At 64.2% G+C, this 16,345-nt stretch carries 19 protein-coding genes and 1 pseudogene; 16 read left to right on the top strand and 4 right to left on the bottom strand.

Annotated elements, in window-relative coordinates; genetic code table 11:
- Positions 1 to 27 precede the first annotated feature (27 nt).
- The 11 genes from ENHY17A_RS01895 to ENHY17A_RS01845 all read left to right on the top strand — a co-directional run bounded on the left by ENHY17A_RS01895 (position 28) and on the right by ENHY17A_RS01845 (position 7,102).
- The gene (locus ENHY17A_RS01895) at positions 28 to 291 is read left to right on the top strand and encodes a CopG family ribbon-helix-helix protein (RefSeq protein ID WP_201296326.1); all 264 of its coding nucleotides are present in this window, start codon (positions 28 to 30) and stop codon (positions 289 to 291) included.
- Positions 279 to 566 (top strand): type II toxin-antitoxin system RelE/ParE family toxin, encoded by a 288-nt coding sequence (locus tag ENHY17A_RS01890; RefSeq protein WP_159709556.1) that lies wholly within the window; start codon positions 279 to 281, stop codon positions 564 to 566. The genes ENHY17A_RS01895 and ENHY17A_RS01890 overlap by 13 nt, the downstream gene beginning before the upstream one ends.
- Positions 563 to 1,177 (top strand): nicotinate-nucleotide adenylyltransferase, encoded by a 615-nt coding sequence (locus ENHY17A_RS01885; protein ID WP_159709554.1) that lies wholly within the window; start codon positions 563 to 565, stop codon positions 1,175 to 1,177. The genes ENHY17A_RS01890 and ENHY17A_RS01885 overlap by 4 nt, the downstream gene beginning before the upstream one ends.
- 7 nt (positions 1,178 to 1,184) lie before the next feature.
- Positions 1,185 to 1,580 carry a ribosome silencing factor gene (rsfS, locus tag ENHY17A_RS01880; protein WP_159709552.1) on the top strand — a complete coding sequence of 132 codons (396 nt, stop codon included), beginning with the start codon at positions 1,185 to 1,187 and terminating at the stop codon, positions 1,578 to 1,580.
- A 142-nt stretch (positions 1,581 to 1,722) separates the two neighbouring features.
- Positions 1,723 to 2,145 (top strand): 23S rRNA (pseudouridine(1915)-N(3))-methyltransferase RlmH, encoded by a 423-nt coding sequence (locus ENHY17A_RS01875; protein ID WP_159709550.1) that lies wholly within the window; start codon positions 1,723 to 1,725, stop codon positions 2,143 to 2,145.
- A 271-nt stretch (positions 2,146 to 2,416) separates the two neighbouring features.
- The gene (locus tag ENHY17A_RS01870; RefSeq protein WP_236547692.1) at positions 2,417 to 3,604 is read left to right on the top strand and encodes a murein hydrolase activator EnvC family protein; all 1,188 of its coding nucleotides are present in this window, start codon (positions 2,417 to 2,419) and stop codon (positions 3,602 to 3,604) included.
- A gap of 87 nt (positions 3,605 to 3,691) precedes the next feature.
- Positions 3,692 to 5,032, top strand: a complete 1,341-nt coding sequence (locus ENHY17A_RS01865; RefSeq protein WP_159709548.1) for a S41 family peptidase — start codon at positions 3,692 to 3,694, stop codon at positions 5,030 to 5,032.
- 11 nt (positions 5,033 to 5,043) lie between these two features.
- Positions 5,044 to 5,520 (top strand): disulfide bond formation protein B, encoded by a 477-nt coding sequence (locus tag ENHY17A_RS01860; RefSeq protein WP_159709546.1) that lies wholly within the window; start codon positions 5,044 to 5,046, stop codon positions 5,518 to 5,520.
- Entirely contained in the window at positions 5,517 to 6,062 is a 546-nt protein-coding gene (locus tag ENHY17A_RS01855) for a demethoxyubiquinone hydroxylase family protein (protein ID WP_159709544.1), read from the top strand. The genes ENHY17A_RS01860 and ENHY17A_RS01855 overlap by 4 nt, the downstream gene beginning before the upstream one ends.
- A gap of 66 nt (positions 6,063 to 6,128) precedes the next feature.
- Positions 6,129 to 6,536: a hypothetical protein gene (locus tag ENHY17A_RS01850; protein WP_236547691.1), complete on the top strand. Its 408-nt coding sequence runs from the start codon at positions 6,129 to 6,131 to the stop codon at positions 6,534 to 6,536.
- A gap of 83 nt (positions 6,537 to 6,619) precedes the next feature.
- On the top strand, positions 6,620 to 7,102 hold the full coding sequence (locus ENHY17A_RS01845) for a hemerythrin domain-containing protein (RefSeq protein ID WP_159709542.1): 483 nt from the start codon (positions 6,620 to 6,622) through the stop codon (positions 7,100 to 7,102).
- Positions 7,103 to 7,245: 143 nt separating this feature from the next.
- On the opposite strand, the pseudogene ENHY17A_RS01840 reads toward ENHY17A_RS01845, so the two are convergent.
- The 4 genes and pseudogenes from ENHY17A_RS01840 to ENHY17A_RS01825 all read right to left on the bottom strand — a co-directional run bounded on the left by ENHY17A_RS01840 (position 7,246) and on the right by ENHY17A_RS01825 (position 11,060).
- Positions 7,246 to 7,719 (bottom strand): annotated as a pseudogene (locus ENHY17A_RS01840) (YbaK/EbsC family protein).
- 9 nt (positions 7,720 to 7,728) lie between these two features.
- Positions 7,729 to 8,049, bottom strand: a complete 321-nt coding sequence (locus tag ENHY17A_RS01835) for an HU family DNA-binding protein (RefSeq protein ID WP_268894004.1) — start codon at positions 8,047 to 8,049, stop codon at positions 7,729 to 7,731.
- Between the two features lie 93 nt (positions 8,050 to 8,142).
- Positions 8,143 to 10,452: a putative bifunctional diguanylate cyclase/phosphodiesterase gene (locus tag ENHY17A_RS01830; RefSeq protein WP_159709538.1), complete on the bottom strand. Its 2,310-nt coding sequence runs from the start codon at positions 10,450 to 10,452 to the stop codon at positions 8,143 to 8,145.
- A gap of 5 nt (positions 10,453 to 10,457) precedes the next feature.
- Positions 10,458 to 11,060 (bottom strand): cupredoxin domain-containing protein, encoded by a 603-nt coding sequence (locus tag ENHY17A_RS01825; protein ID WP_159709536.1) that lies wholly within the window; start codon positions 11,058 to 11,060, stop codon positions 10,458 to 10,460.
- 106 nt (positions 11,061 to 11,166) lie between these two features.
- On the opposite strand from ENHY17A_RS01825, the gene ENHY17A_RS01820 reads away from it, so the two are divergent.
- From ENHY17A_RS01820 to ppc, 5 genes are all read left to right on the top strand, one after another.
- Positions 11,167 to 12,057, top strand: a complete 891-nt coding sequence (locus ENHY17A_RS01820) for a DUF3034 family protein (RefSeq protein WP_159709534.1) — start codon at positions 11,167 to 11,169, stop codon at positions 12,055 to 12,057.
- Positions 12,058 to 12,086: 29 nt separating this feature from the next.
- Positions 12,087 to 12,557 carry a group I truncated hemoglobin gene (locus ENHY17A_RS01815; protein ID WP_159714016.1) on the top strand — a complete coding sequence of 157 codons (471 nt, stop codon included), beginning with the start codon at positions 12,087 to 12,089 and terminating at the stop codon, positions 12,555 to 12,557.
- A gap of 99 nt (positions 12,558 to 12,656) precedes the next feature.
- A complete protein-coding gene (locus tag ENHY17A_RS01810; RefSeq protein WP_159709533.1) occupies positions 12,657 to 13,025 on the top strand; it encodes a PilZ domain-containing protein in 369 nt (122 codons plus the stop codon).
- 140 nt (positions 13,026 to 13,165) lie between these two features.
- Positions 13,166 to 13,564: a septal ring lytic transglycosylase RlpA family protein gene (locus ENHY17A_RS01805; protein ID WP_159709532.1), complete on the top strand. Its 399-nt coding sequence runs from the start codon at positions 13,166 to 13,168 to the stop codon at positions 13,562 to 13,564.
- A 59-nt stretch (positions 13,565 to 13,623) separates the two neighbouring features.
- On the top strand, positions 13,624 to 16,299 hold the full coding sequence (gene ppc, locus ENHY17A_RS01800; RefSeq protein WP_159709531.1) for a phosphoenolpyruvate carboxylase: 2,676 nt from the start codon (positions 13,624 to 13,626) through the stop codon (positions 16,297 to 16,299).
- The last annotated feature ends 46 nt before the right edge of the window (positions 16,300 to 16,345 follow it).

Genomic DNA, 16,345 nt, shown 5'->3' with positions numbered 1-16,345 from the left:
TGAATACAAAAGTATACATTGCTGTCCATGAGCAAGAGCGCGGTCATCACCACTCGACTGGACACCGAAACGCTAAACCTTGTCGATCAGGTCGCTGCCGCGCAGGGTCGTAGTCGAGCCGATTTCGCTGCAGAGGCGATCCGGCGGATTGCCGAAAGCGAATCCGATATGATGGCCTTTCTCCAGAAGGGCATCGATGCCGCCAATCGTGGGGAGCTGGTGCCTCACGACCAAGTAATGGCCGAACTGGACGAACGGATTGCCGCGCATCAGGCACGATGCAGTCGATAGAGTGGGCGCAGCCCGCGCTGGATGATCTTCGTGCCATCGATGCGTGGCTGACTGACCGCGCCCATCCCGAGATCGCATTGCGCACGTTGACGTCGATCCGCGCACGCGCCCTGTTTCTGGAACGTTTCCCGCGTGGCGGTCGTCCGTTCGGCACCGATTGCCGCGTGCTGCGAGTCACCGACACGGCGTACCGCATCCTCTACCGGATCGTCGGCGGCGACGTTCAGCTTCTTCGCATCCGTCACGAACGCGAGGATTGGTTCGTCGAACCATGACCCGCATCGGCCTGCTCGGTGGCTCCTTCAATCCCGCTCACAAAGGGCACCGCGCGATTTCGCTGGCCGCTATGCGCGCGCTGGGGCTAGATGAGGTGTGGTGGCTGGTGTCGCCGGGCAATCCGCTCAAGGATGGGCGGACCGATATGGCCCCCCTCTCTGCCCGGCTCGCCTCTGCCGAACGGATGGCGCGCGGCAGCCGCATTCGCGCTACCGCGATCGAATCGAAACTGGGCACGCGCTACACGGTCGACACGCTCAGAAAACTCGTTCGGCTCTACCCCGACACGCAGTTCATCTGGCTGATGGGCAGCGACAATCTGGCGCAATTTCACCGCTGGCGCGACTGGCGCGGTATCGCGCGGACGGTTCCGATTGCGGTGATCGCACGTCCGGGCTATGGTCGCACCGCCCGCGCGAGTGTCGCGATGGGCTGGCTGCGGCGTCACGGACGGCCCGCACGTCAGGCGTTGAACTGGACGAGTTGGAGTTTGCCGGCGCTGGTGTTGCTGACCTTTCGCCCCGATAAAACTTCCGCAACGGCAATCCGTGCCGCCGATCCCGACTGGCACACACGACCTACAAACCCCGCGCCCGTACCCGATTTCTAGGAACCCGATGCCCGCAACCCCCAATGTCCAGCGTTCTACCGACACCGATCAGGTGGAGGCGTTGCACGCGCTTGTCCTCGCTTCGCTGGATGACGATCAGGCGGTGGAAACCGTATCGATCCCGCTTGCGGGCAAATCGAGCATCGCCGATTACATGGTCGTCGCATCGGGCAAATCGACTCGTCAGGTCGCTTCGATGGCGCAGAAACTGGCCGAAAAGATCAAGGCCGAGTTCGGTCGATCGTCACGGATCGAAGGGCTGCCCAATGCCGATTGGGTGCTGATCGACGCCGGCGACGTGATCGTCCACCTGTTCCGCCCCGAGGTTCGCAGCTTCTACAATCTGGAACGCATGTGGTCGTTCGGCGATGCGCCTCCGCCCCCGGTTTTGCCGGAGGAGTGAGGACTGGCAGCGGCAAACGGGCCGCCACAATTCCCGTTCGTTTCGAGCGAAGTCGAGAAACGTTGATCGGGCGCTTTGGTCACGTTTCTCGACTTCGCTCGAAACAAGCGGTTGATGGGATGCTCTGGGAAGCCGTTACCGCGTGCTGATCCACATCGTCGCGCGGGGGAAGATCGGGCGGTCGCCAGAGGCGGAACTTGTCGATCGCTACCTGAAGCGCGTGTCCTGGCCCACCAAGATCACCGAACTCCCCGACACCGGCGGCAAGCTGCCCCCGGTCGAACCCAGCACGCGGATCGTCATGCTCGACGAAACCGGCGAGTCGCCCGGATCGGTCAAACTGGCGACCCGGATCGGGGAGTGGCGCGACGACGGCGTCCGCGAGATCCGCTTCATGATCGGGGCTGCCGACGGGTTCGACGATGCCGAGCGAGCGCAGGCAGACCTGCTGCTGAGCTTCGGGCGGATGACTTGGCCCCACATGCTGGCCCGCGCGATGTTAGCCGAGCAGATCTGGCGCGCGTCGAGCATCCTTGCCAACCACCCCTATCACCGCGAAGGTTAGGGTCCAAACTCAACCAGGAGATTGACGTGACGGAGGCGATTTTGGTGTCAGGCAAGGCGAGAGGAGGGCACGATGCGGCGCATCGTGCGCGACGATCAACGCCGACTGGTGCCCAAATCGGCCCGCCGCAAAGCGGTCGCCCGGAGCGGCGGGTGGGCGGCGTCAGGCCGCTTGCGCGTAGCGTAGCTACGCGTCTGCGCAGCCTTCCTTGCCCACCCGCCGCTCCGGGCGATCACGTCAATCTCCTGATTGAATTTGGACCCTTAGCGCGATGAAGCGCGCGCTCGCCCTTGCCGTGATCCTGCCGATGGCAACGGGTCTGGCCGCGGCAAGCCTTTCGGCGCAGCAAACCCCAGTGCCGCCCGCGATCGAGGCGCAGCAGGACCGGCTCCGCATCGCGCGCGCGCAAAGCGCATCGGCCCTAAAACGATCGCAGGCGCTGGAGGTCCAGGCGTCTCGCGCCCGTGATGCCGCCACCCGCGCCAGCGCCGAACGCGCCGCTGCCGAAGCGCGCATCGTCGCGGCACAAGCCGACATCGCCGCCGCGCGCGCGCGGATCGCAATCATCGACCGCCGGATCGGCATGCAGCGCGAACGGCTGGCCGACCGGCAAGGACCGATGGTGCGATTGATCGCCGCGATCCAGTCACTGGCGCGGCGCCCTGAAATCCTGGGGGTGGTGCAGCCGGGATCGCTCCGCGACGCGGTCCATGTCCGCGCGCTGCTGGGGTCGATCGGCCCGGTAATCGACGCGCGTAGCCGGTCGGTCCGCGTCGAGATCGACCGCTCGCGCAACTTGCGCGGGCAAGCTGGACTGGCGGTCGCGTCGCTGCGTCAGGGTGCCCAGACGCTGAACGACGAACGCATGCAGCTAATCGAAACCGAGGCGCGCCAACGCCTGCGCGCGGGCCAGTTGGCGCGCGGCGCGCTTGTCGAATCGGATCGCGCCATCGCGCTGGGCGAACAGGCCCGCGATCTGATTGCCAATATCGACATTGCCGAGGATGCCGCCGTCACCGAAAACAGGCTGGCGGCGCTTGCCGGACCTTTGCCGCGTCCCGAGGGCGAAGGCCCTGCGCCGATTCCTGCGGGGGCAGCACCGTATCGTCTTCCCGTCGCAGGTGTCGTCGCCACCGGCTTCGGTGAACTGTCGGAAAACGGCGTGCGCGCTCGTGGCATCAGCCTGGCAGCGCGCGCCAACGCCCCGGTCGCCGCCCCCGCTTCGGGCCGAGTCGTCTTTGCTCGAACTTTTCGCGGCTACAGCCGGATCGTCATCATCGACCATGGCGACGGCTGGTCGACACTGGTCACGGGACTCGCGTCGCTCGACGTCGAACCGGGCACCCCGATCGCACAGGGCGCGCCACTGGGCCGCGCAGGCGGCGGCGACGCGCTGCCGATCACGGTCGAGCTTCGCCGTCATGGCCAACCGGTCGATCTCGCCGCCCTGATCGGCTGAACGGTCAGTCGCGGTTCATCCATGCTACGCTTTGATCCCGCTCACGAAACCGGCTATCCTGCTTCGCAAATGTCGAAAGTCGCTTCCATGATCCGTCCGTTTCTTCAGGCTACCGCCATTGCCGGTGCGCTCGCGCTGGTTCCCGTCACCACCGGCGCGATGGCGCAGGTCGATAGCGGCACCTATCGCGAACTCGACCTGTTCATGGACGTGTTCAACACGGTGCGCGCCGATTATGTCGATCAGGTCGATGACAAGACGCTGGTCGAAGGCGCGGTGCAAGGAATGCTCGCCGCGCTCGACCCGCACTCCGGTTATGTCAGCGCCAAGGATTTCGAAAATCTGCGCATCGCGACCGAAGGCAATTACGGCGGGTTGGGCCTGACGGTTTCGATGGAGGACCGGACGGTCAAGGTGATTGCGCCGACCGCCGATACCCCTGCCGACCGCGCCGGGATCAAGGCGGGCGATTATATCACCCATATCAACGGCAAGCTGATCTTCGGCGGGACGCTGGACGAGGCCGTTGCTGAAATGCGCGGGCCTCCGGGATCGAACATCACCATCACCATCGTCCGTCCGGGCCGCGATCGGCCGATCGAGGTCGCGTTGAAGCGTGAAGTCATCGTCCAGAAGCCGGTCAAATGGGAAGTGAAGGATGGGATCGGTTATATCGCGATCAACACCTTCTCCCAGGCGACGGGTGCCGATACCCGCGCGGCGATTGCGGCGATCGACAAGTCGCTGGGCCGCAAGCCCGCAGGCTATGTCATCGACCTGCGCAACAATGGCGGCGGATTGCTGACCCAGGCGATCGAGGTGACCGACGTGTTCCTCGACCAGGGAGAAATCGTGTCGCAGCGCGGACGCGACAAGCGCGATATCGAGCGTTTCTATGCGCGTAAGGGCGACGATACCGGCGGGTTGCCGATCGTCGTTCTGATCGACGCAGGCTCCGCCTCGGCCTCCGAAATCGTCGCAGGCGCGCTTCAGGACCATCACCGCGCGCTGGTGATGGGTGAACGCAGCTTCGGCAAGGGATCGGTCCAGACGCTGCTTCCGCTATCGTCGAACACCGCGCTGCGCCTGACCACTGCGCGCTATTACACGCCCTCGGGCAAGTCGGTTCAGGAAGGCGGGATCGAACCCGACCTGATGGTGCCACAGCTTTCCGACCCCGATTACAAGTCGCGCCCCGTGTTCCGCGAGGCCGATCTGCGTCGCCATCTGATCAACGAAGCCGCCGCCGATGACCGCACGCTGGAAGAAGATGTGAAGGCCGATCCGCGCTTCGACATGACCGCCGAACAGGTCAAGGCGAAGGGGATCGAGGATTTCCAGCTTCACTATGCGCTCCAGACCATCGGGCGGGTGAAACCTGGTCAGGCGCTGGCCGCGCGCCCGACGACCGCCACCACCAAGCGCTGAGCTGACACGAGGTGCAGCAGAACCCGGTGATCCTGGCGCGCTGGATCGCGCTGCTGGTCCCAGGCGCGCTGATCGCCGGGGCATGGGTGTTCCAGCTCGCGGGATATCCGCCGTGCGAGATGTGCCATTGGCAACGCTGGCCGCATTATGCCGCGATCGCCGCCGCGGGGGCATCCTTCCTGGCGGTGTCGCGCATGGGATCGCGCGTGACGCTGGTGGCGCTTGCCGCGATCCTGATCGCGGTCAGCGGTGCGATCGGCGCGTTTCACGCGGGCGTCGAATATGGTTGGTGGGAAGGCGTCACCGCCTGCACTGCCAACCTACCCACAGGCGACAATTTTCTTGAAGCGATCATGGCTGCGCCGGTCATCCGCTGTGACCGTGCGCCTTGGAGCCTGATCGGCATTTCGCTCGCCGGGTTCAACGCGATCATTTCGCTAGGCGCGGCGGGTGCCATTTTGTGGCTGTTGAAGGCGAGGCGCGCATGACTGCTTCCAGACGCTGGCGACCCGGCGACCGCCGCGAGGCTACCGAGACGATGATCCGTGTCGATCAGGCGGGCGAATATGGCGCGACGCGGATCTATGCCGGGCAATTAGCAGTGATGGGCGACCGCAGCGAAGCGGGGCGATCGATTGCGGGCATGGCGCTGCAGGAAGAACGCCACCGCGCATTTTTCGACGCGATGATCGCTCGGCGCGGCGTGCGCCCGACCCTGCTCCAGCCGATGTGGAAGGTCGCGGGCTTCGCGCTGGGGGCGGCGACCGCCGCGATGGGTCCGCGCGCGGCGATGGCCTGTACGGTGGCGGTGGAGACCGAAATCGACCGGCATTACCAGCATCAGCTGGATGAATTGGGCAATGACGACCCCGAACTTGGCGACGCGGTACGCCAGTTTCGCGAGGAGGAGCTGGAGCACAAGGATGCGGCGCTGGAGGCCGGTGCCGAGCAGGCCCCCGCCTATCCACTGCTCGCCGCCGCGATCCGGCTGGGGTGCCGCGCCGCGATCGGGCTTTCCAAGCGGATTTAGGCCAAACGGATTTAGACGAAACGAATTGACCCTAACCGCGCTTCATGCGTTGAAGGGAGCAGGAGAATGATGATGCGTAGCTTGGTCTTGATCGCAGTCGCCGGAATTGCCGCGGCGTTCGTCCCCACCCCTGCTCAGGCGCAGCGTGCGACCGAAAATGGCGTGCTGGTCATCTATGGGGACGATGCTTGTCCGACCAACGCCAATGGTGAAGAAATCGTCGTGTGCGCGCGTCGCCCGGAAACCGAGCGATTCCGTATCCCGCAGGAGCTACGCAATCTGGAAATCACCCCCGAAAATCGTAGCTGGGCGGTCCGCCAACAGGATGTGTTGAACAGCGGCACCGCGTCGCAGGGTATCGGTAGCTGCTCGACCGTCGGGCCGGGTGGCCAGATCGGCTGTTTCGGTCAGGCGGCAGCCGCCGCCAAGGCTGAGCGCCAGAACCGCGAACGCGCCGCGTCGCCGCTCGACTGACCGATATCGCCTGCGAACGATTCGCGGGTGAAACAAGCGTGCGCGGCGGTTGTTGGGCCTCCTGAACAACAGGAGCAATTCTCATGGCCGAAGCAAAAATCTACGCCGATCTGAAATCCGATCACGACCGCCACCGCGAGCTGCTCGCCAAATTGGGTGAGACGTCGGGCGACAGCGAAGACCGACGGACTTTGTTCGAGGCCTTTCGCGTCGAGGTTACCGCACACGCCGCTGCGGAAGAAGAATCGCTTTATGCCGAAATGCTCGGCAATCCCGACTTGCGCGACGAAGCGCGCCATTCGGTGTCCGAACATAAGGAAATCGACGATTTCCTGGGCGAATTGGCCGACATCGACATGAGCTCTTCCGCGTGGAAGCGCAAATTCGATGATATGCGCCATCGTTACGAACACCATATCGACGAGGAAGAGGAGGAAATGTTCCCGGCGGCTGCCGAGGAACTGTCGGCTGCAACCGAAAAGAAGCTGGCCAAGACCTTCGAGGCGAACAAACCCAAGGAAAAGGAAGCCGCAATCGCCAACCCGCAATCGGACGAGCGCGAGTAAGTTTCACAGTTTTTATGCCCCGTTCGCACTGACTAGCCGCGAAGCGGCGGATCGAAGTGCTGTCCTTCTTGGCATGAAGAAGGACAGCGCTTCGACAAGCTCAGCACGAACGGGATGTGTGTGGAGCGTAATCGCCAGTGCGGTCAAACCGGGTCCGGCATCACGCATATATCCACGCATACAGCGCCGGTGATTTCCACGAGCCTTGCCGGGGTCATTTCAACCGAAGCCGTCCGCGAACCCGCCGCGGGGAACACGCTGGCAAAACCCTCTAGCGACCGGTCGCAATACACCGGCAACGGCGTGGGCAGCCCGAACGGGCACACGCCGCCGACCGGATGGCCAGTCCCGCACTCGACCGTTTTGGCGTCCAGCATCCGGGGACGCTGGCCGAAGCGGGCTTTGAATTTTCGGTTGTCGATACGGGCATTGCAGCTGGCGACGACCAGCTACACGGTGTCGCCGCTTTTAAGCGCAATCGTCTTGGCGATCCGCGCGGGCTCCACACCCAGCGCCTGGGCAGCCTCGGCGACGGTTGCAGTGCTTGTACCCTGGTCGATAAAAACAACGTCCGGGGCTCTTGTCTGCAAGAACGCCCGGACGCTGTCGATACTCATGCGAAGGACTTAGCCGTTCAGCTTGTCCTTGACCGCCTTGGCGGGGCTGAAGCCCAGCTTCTTCGATGCGGCGATCTGAATGGTCGCGCCGGTCGAGGGGTTGCGGCCTTCGCGGGCCGGGCTGTCCTTGACCTTGAACTTGCCGAAGCCGTTCAGCGACACTTCTTCGCCCTTCGAGGCGGCATCGGTGATCGACGAGAAAACGGCATCGACGACCTTGCGGGCGTCGGCTTTGGTCAGGCCATGATCGTTGGCAATAACGTCGGCGAGATCGGCATTATTCACTTGGACATCCTCCTGTAAAGAACCGGAATGCCCGGGGTTAGCGATGGTTACGCCCCCGGTCTAGCGGGGGAATGCCTAGAATCGCCAGAAAACGGGCGATTCCGCACGGCGAACACACATTTCGTCGCTAAAATCGCACTAACCGTTGGCGACGCGACGATCATCGATGGGTTTGTCGAGCATCGCGGCGACCGCGTCCTCGGTCACCGGGCGGCTGAAATAATAGCCCTGAATATGGCTACAGCCCTGTTCGCGCAGGATATCGAGCTGGCCGGCATTCTCGACGCCCTCCGCCGTCGTCTCCATCCCCAGCGCGTCGGCCAGCGAGGTGATCGATTTGATGATCGCGGTCGCGCCGTCAGACCCCAGCAAGTCGATGATGAAGCTGCGGTCGATCTTGATCTTGTCGAACGGAAAGCTGCGCAGATAGCTGAGGGAGGAATAACCCGTACCGAAATCGTCGAGCGCGACCCGGACGCCCAGCGCGCGCAGCGAATGGAGCGATGCGAGCGTGGTTTCGGGATTGTCGATGAACAGGCTTTCGGTGATTTCCAGCTCCAGCCGGCCGGGCGGCAGGCCGGTTTCGGCCAGCGCCTGAAGGATCACGGTGTTGAGCCCAGGGTTGCGGAACTGCACCGGCGATACGTTGACCGCAACCCGCACATGATCGGGCCAGCCGCACGCGACGCGCGCGGCCTCGCGGATCACCCATTCGCCGATCGGGATGATGAGCCCGGTATCCTCGGCCAGCGGAATGAAATCCACCGGCGACACCAGCCCGCGCGTCGGGTGGTTCCAACGCAGCAAGGCCTCGAACGCCGATACCCGCCCCTCCGCCAGATTGAACAGCGGCTGGAACATCAGGAACAATTGCCCTTCGGCAATCGCGTCATGCAGGTCGAGTTCCATTTGGCGACGCCGCTGCGCCTCTGCGTTCATTTCGGCTTCGAAAAAGCGGAAACCGCCGCGCCCGTCATGCTTGGCGCGGTACAGCGCGAGGTCGGCGTTCTTGACCAATGTGACCGAATCGACCCCATCGGCCCCCAGAATCGAAATCCCGACGCTGGTGCCGGGCACGATCCGATGTCCGTTGACGATGCAGGGGCTCGCCACCGTTTGAATGAGTTCCTGCGCGGTACGGTCGAGCGGGCGCTGACTGTCGTCGATCACCAGCGCGAATTCGTCGCCCCCCAGCCGCGCGACGAACCCGTCGCCTGCAAAGGTAGCCAACCGCCGCGCGATTTCGCACAGCAATGCGTCGCCCGTCGGATGGCCGAGGGTATCGTTGACGACCTTGAAATTATCGAGATCGAGGCAGAACAGCGCCTGTTTGCGATCGGTGGCGGGGCGCGAAGCCATCGTCGCCAAATGCTCGCGTAACAAGGTGCGGTTTGCGAGGCCGGTTAGCCCATCGTGCAGCGCCATGTGCGTGATCTGACGCTCGCGCTCGCCGATATCGTCGACCATCCGGTTGAAGCTGTCGGCCAATGTCCCGAGTTCGTCGCGCGTCTCCACTGCGACCTGGGCGTAATCGCCCTGCGCGACTCGACGCGCGGCGGCGTCGAGCGCGCGAATCGGACGGGTGATGCGCTTAGCGAGCAGCCAGCTACCCGCCACCGCCATCATCACGCCGACGATCCCGCAGATCAGCAACGACCACAGCATCGGCGCATATTGCGACAGCGCGTGCGTCAGGCTGTATTCGAGCAGCAGCGCCTGGGGATCGTCGCTGCGGAACGACGCGATGGGAGAGGCCTGCGCCAGCATGCGTTCGCCCGCCACGATATGCTCGGTCGCCGCCCTCATCGACATACCGGCGGGCAGGCTGTCCAGCGGTACGATGCGCGGCGCAAGGTCGATCGCCGACAGTTTGGAAAGCGCCGCCATTTCATCGCCATCCAGCGCATTGGCGAACACCACCCAGCCGATCGTCACCGGTGCCTCGACCGGTGCGGCAGCGGCGTTGAAGCGCACGTCTCCGATCCTCAGCACCCCGCTGTCCGCACCCGAATCGAGCGCCGCGCGCAGCGTCTCGGCGTCGGCAGGTGGCAATGCGCCCATGAACCCGGTGACATTGCCGTCGATATCGACGAAAAATGCCTGATCGAGGTCGAGGCGACCGCGCAGCGAATCGAGCGCGGAGGCGATGGTCGGCGCATCGCCGGTGGCCGCCGCCTCGCGAAAACCGAAATCGGCGGAGAGCACGCGGCCCGCATCGCCGAGCTGGGCATAGCGCATCGTCGTGACGCGATCGAACACCTTGGCGCCCGCCGCCATCTCGCTGGCGACCATACGTTCGGCATAGGCGCTGATCCCGGTCTGCGCACCCAGCAGGATGAGCGCGGCGGCCAGCGCGAACAGCCCGGCATAGAACAGGGTTAGCTTGGCCGAGAGCGACGTGCCCAGCTTCGTCGCGCCCCGCCGCAAAATGGAGCTGCCCCCCGCCACGATGATCAGCGCAGCACGATCTGGATACGCTTGGCGATCTCACCGCTTGCGGGCACGTCGAGGTCGAATACCGCTTCATTGTCCTTGGCCCGCAGCCGCGGGTGCCACACGGTCAGCTTCGCGGCACCGCCCGTCACCCCTTCGACCAGCGTACCGCCGGTGGCATTGGTCTTGGCCGCGAACGGCGTATCGACGACCTTGATGAAGCCCGACATCGAATCGTGGATGTTGCAGCCAAGCGCGACCGCGCCTGCGGTCTTGAAGGTGTAGCCGCGGCTTTCTTCGCGCCCGAACAGCTTCAGTTCGAAGCGTGCGGGCTTGGAAAAGCTATAGACATGGTGGCGTACCTTGTCCTGGTTGGGAAAGGTCACCGTCGCCCCCACCGGCACGATCAACGTGCCCGGATTGAAGGCGATGTTCTCTTGAATCACCTGATTGGCCCAGGGAAAGCGGATCGGCCCTGATGGCACACCAGCGGCAGGATGGATCGTGACCACCGCGTCCGTCACCGGCTTGCCAGTCGAATCGACGACGCGAACCCCGACATTTCCGGCTTGGGCAGGCAACGCGGCAAGGCTGGCGGCAGCGATGGCTAAAACTGTCTTCATCGCATCCGTATCGGACGAAATCGTCAAACTCTCGTAAACAGGTGCGGTCAAAATTGATCGAAGACAGTGAACCGCTTTTTAACCATCGCCCGGTTAACCGACGGGCATGGACCGCTTCGTCTCGATCGCGCGCAGATCGCGCTTCGCTTCGCTCGCCGCACTTTCGCTGGCGGCAACGCCCGCCGTCGCGCAACAGGTCGCCGAACCGGGAAAGCTGTTGCTGACCAATGGCGTCTCGACAATCGAAGGCGCATCGGGCGGTGGCCTGACGCCCTGGGCTGTGATCGCCGGCAACGGCACGCGCGACGGCGTCGGCGCGCAGGCCAATGTCACCGTCGCCGAACTCGCCGATTACGATTTCCGCAGTGCGGGCATTGCGATCGGCGCGTGGGATCGGATCGAGGTTAGCTATGCGCGCCAGATGTTCGACACCAACTGGGTCGGTGGCGCACTGGGGCTGGGCGAGGATTACACATTCGATCAGGACATCTGGGGCCTGAAAGTCAAATTGGCCGGCGATGTCGTTTACGGCCCCGAATGGATGCCCGCGATCGCCGTGGGCGTGCAATACAAGAAAAGCCTGGATGCGCCGATCGTTCGCGCGGTGGGGGCGGCGCAGGACCAAGGCGTCGATTATTACCTCTCGGCGACCAAGCTGTTCCTGAACTGGTCGGTGCTGGGCAATGTGACCGTTCGCGCGACAAAGGCCAACCAGACCGGGCTGCTCGGCTATGGCGGCGACCTGCGCGACAGCCACAGCGTCCAGGTCGAAGGATCGCTCGCCTATCAATTTTCGCGGAAATTCGTGGTCGGCGCGGAATACCGCACCAAGCCCGACAATCTGGGCATCGCGCGCGAGGACGATTGGTGGGATGCGTTCGCGGCCTATGCGTTCAACCGTCATGTTACCGCGACGGTCGCCTATACCGACCTCGGATCGATCGCGACGATCGAGGGCCAGCGCGGCGTGCTCGTTCAGCTTCAGGGAAGTTTCTAATGCTCCAAATTTCGATGATCGCGCTCGCAATGCTGGTCGTCCCGCAGGACCAAGTCGCGCCGCCCGCGCACGCGATGCCGGGCGAGGAAGCGGTCGAACCCTATACGGTTAATCCCGCCAATGCCGGGGCTACACCTTTTGCCGGCGACAACATGGCGCGCGCCTTTGGCGGACAGGACGGCATTCGCCGCATCGTCGACCGCTTCGTCGCCGTAAACTTCGCCGACGACCGCATCGGCGAGATTTTCGCGAACCACGATCAGGTGCGGCTGAAACGCACCCTATTCGAGCAGTTCTGTTTTATCTTGAACGCGGGCTGCACCTATACCGGGCGCGACATGCGGAGCAGCCACAAGGATATGGGCGTGCAACAGGGCGACATGAACCGGCTGGTCGAGAACCTGCAATCCGCGATGGCGGCGGAAGGCGTTCCGTTTGCCGCGCAGAACCGGTTCCTGTCGAAGCTTGCACCGATGCGGGGCGACGTGGTCGAACGCTGACGCAGCACCACAATCGCGGTTAACGCTGCGTTAGCCCTGATTCGCGGGAACGTAGAAACCCCTTTCGTGTTCTGTTGGGACCAAGGGGGCGTACTTCCTGTGACCGACCAAGCACTTAACCTGACGACAGCGCCTACCCGTGCGCGGCGCTTCAAGATGTTTCACATCGCCGAAATGCGCGTGCTCGACGCGCGGGTGAAGGTGCACGTCGTCAACCTGTCGAGCAGCGGCCTGATGCTGCGCAGCGACGCACCGCCCGCTGTCGGCACCGTCGCGATTTTCGATCTGGGTGCCGCAGAGCGGCGCGGACGCGTGGTGTGGTGCGACACCGACCGGTGCGGGGTGCAGTTCATGGTGCCGCTGACCGATGCCGAACTGGACGCGTTGATGGCACCCTCTGCGGCCTCCACGTCGCCCGCACGCTCGGCGTTCGATCGACTCGCGTCACGGTTCTCGACCACCGCCTGATCGTCTATCGCTGCGGCGGATTCGTTCGCGAAACGACTCTTCGTCGGGTCCGGCGCACCGCACGCCGCAGAATCCAGGAAGCGCTCTTTCCGGCTTAGCGAGACCCGTGCATCCCCCCTTTCCATGAGGGGGCTCATGCCATGAACCGATTTTCGATCGCCGCCGCTGCGCTGTCGCTGGCGGGTGTTTTTGCCACGCCAGCTTCCGCGCAGACCGCAGCCGCCGGTGTTGCCGCCGCGCCTTTCGAACTGGGCATGGCCAGCTTCTTCGCGGCAGAGATGGCCGGACGCCGCACCGCCAATGGCGAAACCTGCGACCCCGCGACACTGACCGCTGCGCATCGGACATTGCCGTTCGGAACCAAGCTGCGCGTAACCAACCCGGCAAATGGCAAGAGCGTCGTCGTCCGCATCAACGACCGCGGGCCGTTCGCGCGCGGGCGCGTGATCGACTTGTCGAAAGCCGCCGCTGCCGAGATCGGACTCGTCCAACGCGGGCATGGGCATGTCGAACTGCATCGGCTGAATAGCGAGAGTTGATCGCGGCCAAGCCTGCTGGCGGTTGACCCGGCACCTGTTGCAATGCAGCAATGGCGGGCATGGCTAGCCTTCCCGGAATCGCAAACAACCCCGACATCCAATATCTCGGCCAAAAGCTGGGCGACGTCATCCGCGCCTATGGCGGGGACCGGTTGTTCGAGCGGATCGAATATATCCGCCGTTCTTCGGTGGACCGACACCGCGGCCTGGAGGGTGCGGAGGCAACCGATCCGGGACTGGAACGCCTCAGCCTCGACGAGACGCTCGATTTCGTGCGCGGCTTCATGTTGTTCTCGATGCTCGCCAATCTGGCCGAGGATCGCCAGGGGATCGCGGTCGACCCCGACGCCGATGTCGAAAGCGCGCTGGAGCGGCTCGCCGCGGACGGCATCGACCGCAAGACGGTGTGCGCCCTGCTGGAACATGCGCTGATCGCGCCGGTGCTGACCGCGCACCCGACCGAAGTGCGGCGCAAGTCGATGATCGACCACCGCAACCGGATCGCCGAACTGATGGGTCTGCGCGACCGCGGGATCGAGGAAACCGCCGACGGCGACCACGTGGACGAGGCGATCCTGCGCCAGATCGCGCTGCTGTGGCAGACGCGCGTGCTGCGCCGCGACCGACTGCATGTCGCCGACGAGGTAGAGACCGCTTTGTCCTATATGCGCGACGTGTTCGTCCCCGCGTTGCCCGCGCTTTATGCCCGTTGGGACCGCGCGATCGGCGAGCGCGTTCCGAGTTTCCTGAAACCCGGAAGCTGGATCGGTGGCGACCGTGACGGCAACCCCTTCGTCACCGCCGATTCGATGCGGCTGGCGCTATCGCGTGCCGCCGAAGTGGCGCTGGGCCATTATCTCGACGGCGTGCATGCGCTGGGTGCCGAACTGTCGATTTCCACCGGGCATAGCGATGTCGGCGATGCGGTGGTGGCGCTTGCGAATGGATCGGGCGACAACGCCGCGAGCCGCGCCGACGAACCCTATCGCCGCGCCTTGTCGGGCATCTATGCGCGGCTGTGCGCGACGCATAAATTGCTGACCGGCAAGCGCGCGCCGCGTCCTGCCCCGATCGATGCCGAGGCCTATGCAGGGCCGAACCAGTTGCGCGACGACCTGATCGCGCTCGCCCGCGGATTGAGCGCAGGCGGCGGCGGGGCGCTGGCGTCGGGTGGCGCGTTGGGGCGCCTTATTCGCAGCGTCGAGACGTTCGGCTTTCATCTCGCCACGCTCGACATGCGCCAGAATTCGGCGGTGCATGAACGCGTCGTCGGCGAATTGCTAAAGGTCGCAGGCGTCGAGGCGGATTATGCCGCGCTGGACGAAGAGGCGCGGATCGCATTGCTCCGTCACGAACTCGCCAGCCCGCGTCCGCTGACCAGCCCCTATGCCGATTATTCGGACGAGACGAAGGGCGAGATCGCGATCATGCATGCCGCCGCAGAGGCACATGTTCGGTTCGGGCGGGCGGCGATTACCCAATATGTCGTGTCGATGGCGCAGTCGGTGTCCGATCTGCTCGAGGTTCACCTGATGCTGAAAGAGGCCGGGCTTTATGTGCCCGGCGAACCGGCAAAAGCGCACATCATGGCAGTGCCGCTGTTCGAGACCGTATCCGATCTGGAAGCCGCGCCCGACATCATGCGCGCCTGGTTCGCGCTGCCCGAAATCGCCGCAATATCGAAATCGCGCCGGTTCCAGGAAGTGATGATCGGCTATTCCGATTCGAACAAGGACGGCGGCTATCTGACCTCCACCTGGCAATTGAGCCGAGGATCGACCGCCTTGCTCCCGGTGTTCGCCGAAGCGGGCGTCGGCATGCAGTTGTTCCACGGCCGCGGCGGCGCGGTAGGACGGGGCGGTGGCTCTGCCTATGCCGCGATCCAGGCGCAGCCGCCGGGCACCGTCCAGGGTCGCATCCGCATTACCGAACAAGGCGAAGTGATCGCCGCGAAATACGGAACGGTCGCCAGCGCCAAGACCAATTTGGAAGCGATGGCATCGGCGACGTTGCTCGCCAGTCTCGAGCCGCAGCGACTGAGCCAGTCCGATTACGACCGCTTTTCGGCCGCAATGGACGCGCTCTCGAACGCCGCGTTCCGCGCCTATCGCGGGCTGGTTTACGAGACCGACGGCTTCCGCCAGTTCTTCCGCCAGATGACCCCGATCGCGGAAATCTCGACGCTGAAGATCGGCAGCCGCCCCGCCAGCCGCAAGAAATCCGACGCGATCGAGGATTTGCGTGCGATTCCTTGGGTGTTCAGTTGGGCGCAGGCGCGGGTGATGCTGCCCGGCTGGTACGGCGTCGGGCAAGCGATCGCCGGGTTCGAGGACAAGGGGCTGCTGCGCGAAATGGCGGCAGGCTGGCCGCTGTTCCAATCGACGCTGGCGAACATGGAAATGGTGCTGGCGAAATCCGACATCGGCATCGCTGCGCGCTATGCCGAGTTGGTCGAGGACGAAACCCTGCGCGACCGCGTGTTCGGGCAGATTCGCGATGGCTGGCACCAGACGCATGATTGCCTGCTCGCCGTCACCGGCCAGGAACGCCTGCTGGAGGCCAGCCCCGGTCTGGAAACCTCGATCCGGTTGCGGCTGCCCTATATCGAGCCGCTCAACCTGCTCCAGATCGAATTGCTCAAACGCCACCGCAGCGGGGAGGACGACCCGCGCATTGCCGAAGGAATTCAGCTGTCGATCAACGCGATAGCCACCGCGCTGAGGAATAGCGGGTAGAAGATCCTCCCCACATTGTGGGGAGGTGGCAGCGCGCAGCGCTGAC

This window comes from Sphingomonas sp. AX6 (assembly GCF_902506605.1).
GTDB lineage: Bacteria > Pseudomonadota > Alphaproteobacteria > Sphingomonadales > Sphingomonadaceae > Sphingomonas.
Note: the sequence above shows the minus strand (reverse complement) of the source record. Positions and strands in the feature narration are given on the sequence as shown.